Genomic DNA, 12,842 nt, shown 5'->3' with positions numbered 1-12,842 from the left:
ATAGGCAATTAAGGTGTGGCTAGCGCTGTAGCTGTATTCGGCTGAAGCGCGCTCCCCTATTGAGAGAGAAGGTTAAACAATGAAAAACGCGATAAATTATTCCCGTCGACAATTTTTTAAAACGGCGGGGTTATCCGCTTCAATTTTAGGCTTTAGAGCTTCAGCGGCGCCCTTTGAAGCGCTGAATACGCCTTTTAAGCTTGATAACAACTACTATTTCCAACATGGAATTGCCAGTGGTGATCCGCTCCCTAACGCTGTAGTCCTATGGACTCGCATCAGTCATATTGCAACTGAAACACTAGTCACACTGCATGTTGCTTTGGACAGTTCGATGAAAAACAGTGTGCTGAAAGAACAGTTAAGCACGTCTGAAAGTCGAGACTATACCGTAAAAGTTGATGTCCAAAACCTTTCGTCGGATACCACCTACTTTTATCAATTTGAAGTCAACGGCTACAGAAGCCGCATAGGCACTACGAAAACGGCACCTGTCACGACAGGCCATGCCCGCTTTGCGGTTGTAAGTTGTTCAAACTACCCAGAGGGCTTTTTCAATGTCTACCACGCCATTACGAACAAGAATGCCGTTGGGGAGATTGATGCCGTCCTTCACTTAGGCGACTACTTATATGAATACGCCGAAGATGAATATGGCGATGGTTCTCGGTTAGGCAGAGCGCCACTGCCTGACAAAGAAATTACCAGTTTGCGTGATTATCGGACTCGGCACGCTCAATATAAAACAGACCCAGACCTTGCATTGTTGCACGCGTCTTATCCCTTTATAACGGTGTGGGATGATCATGAAATTACGAACGATGCTCATCGCACTGGCGCTGAAAACCATAACGAGGGCGAAGGCAACTACCAACTGCGCAAATCGTACGCAATTCAAGCCTATTATGAATGGATGCCTATTCGCGAAGGCAGTATCTACAGGCATTTTGAGTGGGGCTCGCTCCTTGATTTATATATGCTTGATACACGCATTGAAGGGCGCGATCCGCAGGTTGATTCACCTGTTTCAGCAGAACGCTACGATACCAACCGTACACTTCTAGGCAATACACAAGAACGCTGGTTGCTAGACAAGCTCACTACATCTACGTCTACATGGCGCTTTTTAGGGCAACAAGTGATGTTTGGTCAATTCAAAGGACTGAATGCGCCGAACCTAGAAGCAGCCGGCATTCCTGTTACCAAAGATATTCTTGCGCTCAACATGGACCAATGGGATGGCTATCCTGAAGCTAGGCAACGAATTCTGGACGCCATCAAAGCCTATAGAATAGAGAATACGGTTATATTAACAGGTGATATCCACACGTCTTGGGGAATGGAGGTTTTTGAAGACAGCACTAACGGTTACACCTACAACGCTCGTGTTCGCCTTGGTGAACAGCCCTTAGCAGTGGAGTTTGTGACGCCGTCGGTAACATCGCCGGGATTAAGCGACCCTGTTGCAGACCCGCTAGCCACATTGATACCGACAATGAACCCACATATGAAATACGTAGAGCTTAAATCTCACGGCTTTATGATTGTTGATGTTACCCATCAAAAAGTAACCTGTGATTGGTGGTACGTAGATACTATTGATAGTGCTGCATATAAGGCTTATTTGGCAAAAAGTTTGTATACCACCAATGGAAGCCAGCGATTAACTGAACGCAAAGACCTAGGTGTATCCTTTGACTATACGCACACCCCTTTTAAATAAGTTCAGTGGCTGACAGCGGCCAAATCTTAGGGCGATTTAAAAGCGTTGAAGATTAATCAACGCTTTTACTTAGTATTTTCGCTAACTCGTAGTTGCCTTGCGAAAGAGCGATATCGGCAACCGAATTGCCCGCTTTATCCATATGAGCTGGGTTAGCCCCTTTATCGATAAGCGTATTGATAATTTCTTGCCTGTCGAACAGGCTTGCGAACATTAACGCGGTTTGGCCTTGTGCATTTTCTTCGTCAATATCGCAATCGGCAAACACGAGCTGTTTGGCCACGCTTACATGCCCTTTAAAGATGGCCCCCATTAACGCAGTATTGCCGCGATTGTCTTCTTGACATGGGTTAGCGTATGCATTGCTGATAAGGAAGTCTACTGTTTCAGTGTGGCCGTGATAGGCAGCAAGAATAAGCGCGGTATAGCCTTTCTCATCCGCTACGTTAACATCTAGACCAGCTTGATAAAATGCAGCTAGCATGACGCTATCGCCTTCTCGCGCCGCATCAAAATAGCGTGCTTTTAAGGCTTCCATATTAGGCGTAGTTGCACTTTGTTGAGTATTAGCTTGAGTGGTTGTGTCAATTGCCGCATTAGTATAAAAACTGGTCAAGGTGGCAACGACGAACAGTGCTGCCGTAAGTGTTTGCTTCCAAAAAGACATTGTGCCCCCTTACTGGTAAATTAAATTTGGTTACTACTAAACTGTTTTGGCAAAGCAGTTTTAGCAAAGCAGTTAGATAAACATTGTTAAAGGAAAATGGGAGTTACTCAACACTGTGATATAACTCCCAACGTTATTGCTACTTAGCTTATTGCATAAGTGCCGTTAGGCTTTCTGCAACTTGCTTTGCTTTTGCAGCGCGTGCTGCCTGTTGCTCCATCAAGTCTTTTGCAGTTTGGCGAACTTTCGACATTGGCGCTTTAGCTAGTTTAGCTACGCCCTTACCGTAGTTCTTATCTGCGTTGTACATATAAGCACTAATGATTACGCGAATCTCTTCTTCAGGTACCGATGCTAACGCTCCGCCTAAGTTACTAATTAGGTGCGCTTGACCTTCTTTAGTCAGGTTTCTGAAAAACTCACCCGCTTGCTTAAAGTTTTGTTCTTTATAGAACGGAATTTGTTGTGTCATACCTGCAAGCGGCTTGCTTGAATAACGAAACGCTGGATCTTCGTTAAGATCAAGACGACGGCTTGGTTGATAGTTCACATCGCGATTAGAGCTAGTTGTACGAAGCTGACCGTGTTGCTCGTGGTTATTGATAACCGCATTTTTCGGCGCGTTAATAGGAATGCGGTACGCATTAACACCTAAACGATAGCGCTGCGTATCAGCATACGAGAACAAACGACCTTGAAGCATTCTGTCTTCTGATGGCTCAATACCTGGAATTAAGTTGCTTGGTGCAAATGCCGCTTGCTCAGTTTCTTCAAAGAAGTTGTCTGGTACACGGTTAAGCACTAGGCGACCAATTTTCTTAGCAGGAACCAAAGATTCAGGCCAAATTTTAGTCGTATCAAGTGGATTAAACTCGAAATCATCTAACTGTTCTGGCTCTAACTCTTGAAGATACAGATCCCAAGATGCTGTTTCACCTTTTTCACCGATACGGGTATACACATCAGTGGTATGAGGCTGGAAGTCCATACCTTGAACTTTCATTGCTTCTTCAGCAGAGAAGTTCTTAATAGGTTGATTCGCTTTCCAGGTAAACTTCACGTACTTGTAATTACCTTCGTCATCAACAAATTTGAAAGCGTGAACACCTGAGCCGTCCATATTTAAATAGCTTGCTGGTGTACCGTAATCAGAGAAAAGCATGGTTAATGTATGCGTTGACTCTGGCACGTGAGAGAAAAAGTCAAAAATGCGCTTCGCATCTTGCTTGTTCGTTACCGGCGACGGTTTAAATGCGTGAACCATATCAGGGAATTTAATTGCATCGCGAATAAAGAATACCGGGAAGTTGTTGCCGACTAGATCCCAGTTTCCTTGTTCGGTGTAAAACTTCACCGCAAAACCACGTGGGTCACGCAGCGTCTCTGGCGATAAATGTCCGTGAACTACTGATGAAAAACGAACAAATACTTCAGTCTTTTTACCTTCGCCTTGAAATGGTGCGGCAATGGTCTCGTCAGATAGGTCGACATAGTTTTCATAGTAACCGTGAATACCAACACCACGGGCGTGAACTACGCGCTCTGGAATACGCTCACGGTCAAATGCCGCTAACTTTTCAATAAGGTGAGAGTCTTGTAGCAATACTGGACCCCATGGCCCTGCGGTTTGCGAGTTTTGGTTATCGCCTACCGGTGCGCCATTTTGGCGAGTTAGTGTATCTGCGCTTACACCTAAAGTAAGCATACTGGCAGCAACGCCGCCTAATACAAATTTAGTTAAGGTTGATTTCATTGAGGTTCTCACAGCTGTACTCCTACATGAAGGTTGGTACGAGGTTTAGGGGCTTTAACTTCTACACAAACTTGGTCGCCGTAATAGTTATCAGCGTAGTTGCATTGCGTTTGAATTTGTTGATTCGTTGTGGAGGAAACACGGTGGCTATTTGCCGTTGTTAGCTTTTTTAATAGTGCGCTCATTTCGCTCTCCTTGTTAAGTTGAGAGCATTATCATTAATTGAGTAAAACTATTAAAACGAGATAATATGATTCAAACAATCAGACAAACCGATTGTAAATATGCTGGCTAATCGCAATTTTTTATGAACGAGAGTGATGGCTATTGCCGTGGGGAAGTGAAGGTTATCTGTCTTTTTAGGCTAGTAAGTATAGTAGGGCTAAGTGTTTGAGAAGAAATGTGGCAGCGTTTTTGTCAAAACGCCGCGCATGAAATCATTTAATAAACTTAGGCATTAAGCCACGGACCGGTAATGGCCAACGTTTTGGTTGATGAGTAAATATTGACGAAAAGCGTATTGCCATCAGGCGAGAAACACGCACCTGCTAGTTCTGTTTGCGCATGTAATTTGGCAAAGTTGTACACTTCTCCGCTTGGCGTAACACCACGCAAATGGTTATCCACTATGTCAGTGTACTGATCTTCGCACACCAATAAGTGTCCGTTCGGGCACACAGTTAGATTATCGCCAAAGTTGTACAGGTTCTTGTCTTCACTTTCCAAAAACAGCTGAAGCTTGTCTTGTTTACCATCTGCAGAGGGAACAAGCTTCATTACCTGACCTAGCTGCTTTTGCCCGCCATTGGTACAGCAGAAATAAAGCTCATCTTCGCCCCAGTGTATGCCTTCACCCCGAGCAAATAGCGCAGCACCTTTATCATACCCTTGCACACGTAAATCATCATTAGGGCTTTCTGGGTTATCTAAAGCTACCCACTCAACGTCAAACCATGTAGCTACAGGCATAGCATTGCCATTCCAGTTACGTGTATCGAACTGAGGGTTATTTTTAACGACTAATGCTTCTAATTGGCCGCCAGCTGCCAAGTTACCGTACTCATTGGGTACAAAGCGATAAAGCAAGCTGTCGCCTCTATCTTCGGTTAGATAGACAATACCAGTTTTGGGGTCGACACAAGCTGCTTCGTGGTTGAAACGCCCCATGTCTTTAAGAGGTTTAGCTTCAATCAGTGAGTCGGCGTTTGCAGGTACTTCAAAAATGTAGCCGTGATCTTTGTTTACTACATCGCCGTTAGGGCCATGAGGACGGTCTACCGATTCTTCACAGGTTAACCACGTGCCCCAGGGCGTAATGCCGCCGGAACAATTTCTTACGGTGCCAGTCAGGCTAATAAACTCTTTTTCAACCTTTTGCGTGGCAAGGTTATACACCATGGTTGTGGTACCGCCGGGTATAGCAATGCCATTAGCGTAACTATCATAAGCTAAGTCGCTGGTATGCGCTTGAATAGACTTAGGCTGAGCACTTAAATGTTTAGGGTGTAGTTCATGATTGCGTATTAGCGCCAGTTTATTGCTACTACCATCTATAGGTAGACACCCCATTCCATCCGCCCTATCAGGTACATGCATACCGTCAGACATCGCATTGCCAAAACTAGAAATAACTTTATAGCTAAAGCCTTTGGGTAAATCGAGCAGCTTTTGAGGGTCGTCTACGAGCGCGCCATAGCCTTCACTAATTGGCATTGATGCCAAGTTCATTTTCTTACCAAAAGCACTGGTAGCTAGTCCACCAAATGCCAAAGAGCCTACTAAAAACTGGCGTCGTGTAATCATGAAAATCTCGTTAAACAATAAAGCCGGGCATGATAGCCATTAATTGTTATTGTATAACAACAAAGGGATGAAAATTCCACTTCTTATCTTCGTGCTTATCTTATATCGATAGAAGGGAGTGAGTATATACCCGCTGTAACCCGACCTGCAGGGGTGTGGTGTCGAAGCTCTTTTGTAAAAGAAGGGATGGGTTTACAGCGTGTTTCAGCGGGCACAACAATCACGAACTAAATCGCAGGCATAAAAAAAGCGCACCTAAGTGCGCTTTTTTGGCTTGTGTTGCTAAGTCTAGATTAGTCTAGGATCTTAGATACGACACCAGCACCTACTGTACGACCACCTTCACGGATTGCGAAACGAAGACCTTCTTCCATCGCAATCGGAGCAATTAGCTCAACTTTAAATTTAAGGTTGTCACCAGGCATTACCATTTCTACGCCTTCTGGAAGCTCTACAGCACCAGTTACGTCAGTTGTACGGAAGTAGAACTGTGGACGGTAGCCTTTGAAGAATGGAGTATGACGGCCACCTTCATCTTTAGACAGTACGTATACTTCTGCTTCGAAGTTAACGTGTGGAGTGATTGAACCAGGCTTAGCTAGTACTTGACCACGTTCAACTTCATCACGCTTAGTACCACGTAGAAGAACACCAACGTTCTCACCTGCACGGCCTTCGTCAAGAAGCTTACGGAACATCTCAACACCAGTACAAGTAGTCTTAGTAGTGTCTTTGATACCTACGATTTCTACTTCTTCACCAACCTTGATGATACCTTGCTCAACACGACCTGTTACAACAGTACCACGGCCTGAGATTGAGAATACGTCTTCGATTGGAAGGATGAACGGCTTGTCGATTGCACGCTCTGGCTCTGGGATGTATGAATCAAGCGCTTCACCAAGCTCAATGATTTTCTTTTCCCACTCTGCGTCGCCTTCAAGCGCTTTAAGAGCTGAACCTTGGATAACTGGTAGGTCATCACCTGGGAATTCGTATTCGTTAAGAAGTTCACGAACTTCCATTTCTACTAGCTCTAGAAGCTCTTCATCATCAACCATGTCACACTTGTTCATGAATACGATGATGTAAGGAATACCAACCTGACGACCAAGTAGGATGTGCTCACGAGTCTGAGGCATAGGGCCATCAGTCGCAGCTACTACTAGGATACCACCGTCCATCTGAGCAGCACCAGTGATCATGTTTTTAACGTAATCAGCGTGTCCTGGGCAGTCTACGTGTGCGTAGTGACGAGTAGGAGTGTCATATTCTACGTGTGAAGTAGAAATGGTGATACCACGAGCTTTCTCTTCAGGCGCGTTATCGATTTGATCGAAAGCCTGAGCAGAACCGCCGTAAGTTTTAGAAAGAACTGTAGTGATAGCTGCAGTTAGGGTAGTTTTACCGTGGTCAACGTGGCCGATTGTACCCACGTTTACGTGGGGTTTCGTACGTTCAAACTTTTCTTTTGCCATTTCTATTATCCCAGCAAAGTTACATTAAAAAATTTAGAAATTTTACATGAGCTGGGGAGAAATAAACTGGTGCTGATAGGCAGATTTGAACTGCCGACCTCACCCTTACCAAGGGTGCGCTCTACCAACTGAGCTATATCAGCACTGATTTGGAGCGGGCAGCGGGAATCGAACCCGCATCATCAGCTTGGAAGGCTGAGGTAATAGCCATTATACGATGCCCGCAATCCTAATTCTCTGGCCACCTCATAGAGAAAGTGGTGGAGGGGGCAGGATTCGAACCTGCGAAGGCTGAGCCGGCAGATTTACAGTCTGCTCCCGTTGACCGCTTGGGTACCCCTCCAGATTGATGGTGCCGACTGCCGGAATCGAACTGGCGACCTACTGATTACAAGTCAGTTGCTCTACCAACTGAGCTAAGTCGGCACTACATCAAGTGGGTGCGCATTCTAGAGTATTGTTTAACTCTGTGCAAGTGTCTTTTTGAAAATTTTTCAATTTTCTTTTTTGACCAATTTTTCAACTAATCAAAAACTTACGTCGATGTTTACTTTAGAAGTTCACTTCGAGCGTAGCGGGCAAGACCCTGCATCACCAAATGAGCGAGGCGCATGTTATCAGCAGATTTTAAGAATGCAAACACTTTTTTGTCTCCACCCCCTAAAATTATATCAAAATCGGTTTGTTTGCTTGATATGTAATCAATCGCGCTCAAATAAACACCATATAGTGCCGCATGACACCCTGATGCCACACAATCTTCAGTATCGGTTCCCACCCCAAAGGTGGTCGGAATTTCATCATTCGCGTACACTTTTTTAGTAGAAGCTACCAATGCATTACGCATTACTTGAAAACCAGGCACGATCCAACCGCCTAAATGTTGACCATCCACAACAAAATCGACCGTTATTGCCGTACCCACATCCATAACAAAAAATGCTTTTTTTGATTTTTCTGCAGCGCACACCATTGCAAGCCATCTATCAACGCCCATTTTTTGAACATTCGCGTAACTATTTTTTATGCCGAAGGCTTCTTTCTCTGTGTGCTTTTCTACAAAAATAATATTGCGCTCGTTACACATGGTGAATATCTCATCAACCAGCTCCTGATTTCTCACAGAAGCGATATATAAATGAGAAATTTTTTTCTGAGAATCGACAAAAGAGAAAAGAGAATTGGCATCTTCGCATGCATTAGGCTCTTCTTCTGCATGACAAAGCAGTGAATATTTTATTCGGGTGTTACCGATATCCACTAATATGACGTGGTTTTCTTCAATGTTGTTCATATTTTAGTTTTCAATTGCGAAGCAATGCGTAAAACGAAAGGAAAGAGTTCTATCTAAAAATCACAAAGATGAACTACGAAGTACTTTTATAATAAAAATGGCCAAAATTTTCGTAGCTCAGCTATAAAATAAAACGTTAATTACCTCTTAGGCTAACTTCGCCACCGTGGAAACGGGTAATACCGTCTTGCGTTTCAACAAGAAGCGCGCCGCTGGCGTCCACTCCCCTATCAATTCCGGAAAAACGCTTCTCTCCCATTTGCAAAACAATCCGTTTATCTGCGTATAAATCGAGCGCTTCCCAATATGCTGTGAATGGCCCGAAGCCTTGTTGAGTAAATTTAGGCAAATAAAACCACAGAGATTTGATTATTTCTGCCGCTAATGCATTTCTATCAGGGATAGTGCCTAAATAAGAAGCAAGATCGCTATGAGGCTGACCAACATCATATTGATTATCGGGAACACAAACATTTAAACCTATGCCGATAACACTATGCGCCGTTGCACCTATCTGCCCTTCTACCTCAATAAGTACGCCCGCAAGCTTTTTACCCTGCAGATAAATATCATTTGGCCATTTTAATTCAGCATCTTCGACACCAAATTCTTTAAGCGCATCGCAAACAGCTAGACCTACTAATAAAGAAAGCCCAGCCATACTCTGATAACCATCAGGAAAAGACCAATACATAGAAAAAGTTAAGCTGCCGCCAACTGGCGCTAACCAAGAACGGCCGTGTCGCCCTCGCCCATCGGTCTGAATTTCAGCAAAAACAACATCGCCATTTTCAAGATCTTCTCGTTTGCTCGCAATACGCTTCTTCATTTCCGTATTGGTGGAAGGTAAAACCGACTCCACATCAATAACCGCTCGTTTTGTATTCCCTAAATGGCGTTTAATGCTGTCAGCGCTTAACAATGGAAAACCTCGTTCTAATCGGTAGCCTTTACCTTTTACTTTAAATACATCTAAACCCCAATCGGCAAGTTGTGAAATATGACCCGCTACTGCGGTACGTGAAAGGCCAACTTGCTGAGCAATGGTTTCACCTGAATGGAACTGACCGTCAGACAACAAAGCGAGTATATGTTTTCTTATAGCTTTTGATGCTTGTCTCATAGCGAAATAAGTCCTTTGTTTCCTAATAAGCGTACTTCGGGTTCGAGTTGTACGCCAAATTTATCCTGTACGCTTGCTATGATATTTTTCGCCATGGCAATTACATCGCTTCCGGTGGCGCCACCTAAGTTAGTAAGTACCAATGGCTGTGTAGGGTGGCAACGTACTTTGTTCAACGTTCTGCCTTTAAAACCTGCTTGGTCAATTAACCAAGCAGCGGGTATTTTTATTTGTTCTTGTTCATTTCCAGTATTTGATGAACCAGCATTTTCGCTTACAACAAAATGCGGTACCGAGTCATTTTCTTGCGCTATCGCTTCGTAGACTGCTTTTGAGACAACGGGATTCTTGAAAAAGCTACCTGCATTACCTAATTCACTGGGATCTGGCAGTTTGCTTTTTCTAATTTCAATTACCTTACTATACACCTTTTCTGATGTCGGCTCGTTAAGTGCGGCTAATTCTCCATAGCTTGTTTTGAGCTCGTATTGCTTAGGTAATTTGAAGTTTACATGAGTGATAAGTACTTTGTTGGCTAAGGCATGTTTAAACACACTATCTCTATAACCGAACTGACAGTCTGCATTGCTTAGTAATACCTGTTCGCCGGTTTCAAGAAATACACATTCCACCTTATCGATTAACGAATTAACCTCTACACCGTAGGCTCCAATATTCTGAATAGGACAAGCGCCAACCGAACCAGGTATTAACGCTAAATTCTCAAATCCATACCACTTCTCTTTCATACAGAGAGTTACAAAGTCGTGCCAGTTTTCACCTGCTCCTACCCGTAAGTAGTGGTGACTTTCAGTATCGAAGTGACTAATGCCTTTTATTTCGTTTACCAGGATCGTACCATCAAAATCGTCGGTAAAAATCGAGTTGCTTCCACCACCTAAAATATAAATAGCTTTGTTTGTTTCATTCTTATAGGTATTAAAGATAGATTGAAATGAGGCAACGTCGGTAAACGACTGGATGGAATCACACGACGCTGAAAGGCGAAATGTGCTGTAAGCTTGTAGTGAGGGCATAGAATTTTACGAACTGCGAACAATCCGCTAATGGTAGGGTAACGACGCGTTAAATAAAAGCGCAAACATGCAAATAACTCAGCTACTTTGCTGTAAGGTTTTTACTCCTAAAGGTCTTAGTATTGTATTGCATACCATGTCAAAAATAGTATTCACAGTAGTGTTTCTTTAAAAATAGTTCTCAGTAGCGCCCTAGTTCTGTTTTTCTCATAGGCATTTTATCAATCGTGCTATAAATCAGGTCGCTATCAAAGGTGTCATATTTAGCTTTAATTGTACTATCTAGCCCTATAAGCGTTACTTTAGCTTTTGGGTTTAGCTTACCAAGAGAGATATGACATTTAGGGTAACCAAAAACAACAACAGGTTGTTGCTCTACTATACCTATCACCACTAGCTTCCTTTCAGTAAGGGCAACCTCTTCATATTCAGCGAATACATAAAGATCGTCCAGCTCGCTCTTGCTTTGCGCATTGTAGATTAAAACCCTGTTTTTCCAAGCAAGTTCCCCCAGGGTAATCTTACAATGGGCCTTAGCGCTATTTGCAAATGCAAGGCGGAGTAGAAGCCCGTGAGCAGTATAAAAATAATAAAGTAGATAATTTTCATACTTATATTTACTAGTGAACTACCGATTTAGCACAAAATATTGTGGGTCAGAGTACATTTCCCTTAAGACGGCAAAATTAAATTCGCTTGTATCGACATTCCAAGAAGCTCGTTCTCTTGGCGTAATGGTGTTTGACTTACATCGGTAAAACCTAACTCAGTCATAGACATTAACAGACTGTCTATTCGATCACTGTCTAATGCAACTGAAAGTAAATTATCTAGTCGTTTAGCAAGTGTTTTCATTTCGCTGCGGAAGTTTTTGAGTTTGTTCTTTCGCGACTTAAAGTCGATCGACGAAGAAGACATTGTATTTTTAAGCAGATCTGGAAACCCAGTTCCGTATAAGCCGAATTTATTAGAATGAGATATCTGTTGTATTTGCGTATTCAACGAATGACGGTACTTTTCAGCATTGGGGTTATTTTTACCAGTCTTGTGAATAGAATTGACCAACATGGATAACAGATCGAAAGGGCCGTTTTTTACCATAACTTCATCTACGGCTTGGCGAATTAACGCATTGGGCTTAACAATTATTGAATCTTTATGATGTATTACAAAGCAAACCTTCCCGCCTAATTTCAGAGTGCGTGATAGTTCTTCTAAGACTTTACCCATATCTGTATATTCAAAGCCAAATTGTGAAATAGCAATATCTATACTATGGCTTTCTAACGGCAGGGTTTCTGCTCGCGTATTCTGGTAGAAGCGTACCCTCTCTTGCATCAAGTGCTTAGGAATACTCAGTTTAGCGGCATCTACACCTATATAGTTGGGTTGGGTGTACTTGAACTTGTTTAGCGCCAAGTCCGTTAGCGCTCCGTTACCGCAACCTATATCTACAATATTACAGCGTGAGTGATTGTATTCACGGAGAAATTCTTCCCAAAACGAAGCGATTTCTCCCGCATAGTTATCTTTACTGGATTGTGCAAAAGAACTTAGATGTCCCACTTTCCAATAGTCAGACCAATAATCACTCATGTGGTAACCGTCCTTTTACTTCTAATTTAAGAATACTAAATTCGCTGAGCAGTCGAGTATAGACAGGCTAGAGCATAGCTTAAAACTATTTTAAATAAATTTTTATTAATTAATGAACGTATTCCGTTATAGAAACAGCGTATTGGCGAGGAAAGATTGAGAATAGTTTAAACAATGGGGTTTTGCTGGGGGAGGAATGGGGTAAGTGTCGTGACTCTGACCCCATTATTTTTCTCTGGTGCAGAAAGCAAAAAACCCGCCGTTAGGCGGGTTTCTTTTAATGGGACCTGGCAGTGTCCTACTCTCACATGGGGAAGCCCCACACTACCATCGGCGCTAATACGTTTCACTTCTGAGTTCGGAATGGA

The 12,842-nt window shown here is 43.1% G+C and carries 11 protein-coding genes, 4 tRNA genes and 1 rRNA gene; 1 reads left to right on the top strand and 15 read right to left on the bottom strand.

All coding sequences use genetic code 11. The annotated features are described in order from the left end of the window. Positions 1-79: 79 nt before the first annotated feature. Positions 80-1,723: an alkaline phosphatase D family protein gene (locus ACXAGK_RS18705; protein ID WP_474857397.1), complete on the top strand. Its 1,644-nt coding sequence runs from the start codon at positions 80-82 to the stop codon at positions 1,721-1,723. 52 nt (positions 1,724-1,775) lie between these two features. On the opposite strand, the gene ACXAGK_RS18700 is transcribed toward ACXAGK_RS18705, so the two are convergent. From ACXAGK_RS18700 to rrf, 15 genes are all read right to left on the bottom strand, one after another. Next, entirely contained in the window at positions 1,776-2,390 is a 615-nt protein-coding gene (locus tag ACXAGK_RS18700; RefSeq protein WP_474804546.1) for an ankyrin repeat domain-containing protein, read from the bottom strand. A 148-nt stretch (positions 2,391-2,538) separates the two neighbouring features. Beyond that, entirely contained in the window at positions 2,539-4,155 is a 1,617-nt protein-coding gene (locus tag ACXAGK_RS18695) for a catalase (protein WP_474804543.1), read from the bottom strand. Continuing rightward, the gene (locus ACXAGK_RS18690; RefSeq protein ID WP_474804540.1) at positions 4,152-4,328 is read right to left on the bottom strand and encodes a hypothetical protein; all 177 of its coding nucleotides are present in this window, start codon (positions 4,326-4,328) and stop codon (positions 4,152-4,154) included. The genes ACXAGK_RS18695 and ACXAGK_RS18690 overlap by 4 nt, the downstream gene beginning before the upstream one ends. Before the next feature lie 265 nt (positions 4,329-4,593). After that, positions 4,594-5,946: an alkaline phosphatase PhoX gene (locus ACXAGK_RS18685; RefSeq protein ID WP_474857396.1), complete on the bottom strand. Its 1,353-nt coding sequence runs from the start codon at positions 5,944-5,946 to the stop codon at positions 4,594-4,596. A gap of 293 nt (positions 5,947-6,239) precedes the next feature. Further along, entirely contained in the window at positions 6,240-7,424 is a 1,185-nt protein-coding gene (gene tuf / locus ACXAGK_RS18680; RefSeq protein ID WP_012519826.1) for an elongation factor Tu, read from the bottom strand. Positions 7,425-7,491: 67 nt separating this feature from the next. Continuing rightward, positions 7,492-7,567, bottom strand: a tRNA-Thr gene (locus ACXAGK_RS18675). 7 nt (positions 7,568-7,574) lie between these two features. Next, positions 7,575-7,649: transfer RNA gene (locus tag ACXAGK_RS18670), tRNA-Gly, on the bottom strand. Between the two features lie 33 nt (positions 7,650-7,682). Further along, positions 7,683-7,767: transfer RNA gene (locus tag ACXAGK_RS18665), tRNA-Tyr, on the bottom strand. A gap of 7 nt (positions 7,768-7,774) precedes the next feature. After that, a tRNA-Thr gene (locus tag ACXAGK_RS18660) sits at positions 7,775-7,850 on the bottom strand. A 121-nt stretch (positions 7,851-7,971) separates the two neighbouring features. Then, entirely contained in the window at positions 7,972-8,718 is a 747-nt protein-coding gene (locus tag ACXAGK_RS18655) for a type III pantothenate kinase (RefSeq protein ID WP_474857395.1), read from the bottom strand. 136 nt (positions 8,719-8,854) lie between these two features. Then, complete coding sequence (birA, locus tag ACXAGK_RS18650) at positions 8,855-9,841, bottom strand: bifunctional biotin--[acetyl-CoA-carboxylase] ligase/biotin operon repressor BirA (protein WP_179984680.1); 987 nt, start codon at positions 9,839-9,841, stop codon at positions 8,855-8,857. After that, positions 9,838-10,878 (bottom strand): UDP-N-acetylmuramate dehydrogenase, encoded by a 1,041-nt coding sequence (gene murB, locus ACXAGK_RS18645; protein ID WP_474857394.1) that lies wholly within the window; start codon positions 10,876-10,878, stop codon positions 9,838-9,840. Before murB ends, birA begins: the two co-directional genes overlap by 4 nt. 181 nt (positions 10,879-11,059) lie before the next feature. After that, positions 11,060-11,392 (bottom strand): DUF4174 domain-containing protein, encoded by a 333-nt coding sequence (locus ACXAGK_RS18640; RefSeq protein ID WP_474857484.1) that lies wholly within the window; start codon positions 11,390-11,392, stop codon positions 11,060-11,062. 158 nt (positions 11,393-11,550) lie between these two features. Then, the gene (locus tag ACXAGK_RS18635; RefSeq protein ID WP_474857393.1) at positions 11,551-12,474 is read right to left on the bottom strand and encodes a class I SAM-dependent methyltransferase; all 924 of its coding nucleotides are present in this window, start codon (positions 12,472-12,474) and stop codon (positions 11,551-11,553) included. A gap of 285 nt (positions 12,475-12,759) precedes the next feature. Beyond that, positions 12,760-12,842 (bottom strand): 5S ribosomal RNA (gene rrf / locus ACXAGK_RS18630); the annotation flags it as partial.

This window comes from Alteromonas sp. ABM1_013, assembly GCF_056160505.1.
The sequence above is the reverse complement of the archived record's forward strand: the minus strand, read 5'-3'. Positions and strand labels throughout refer to the sequence as shown.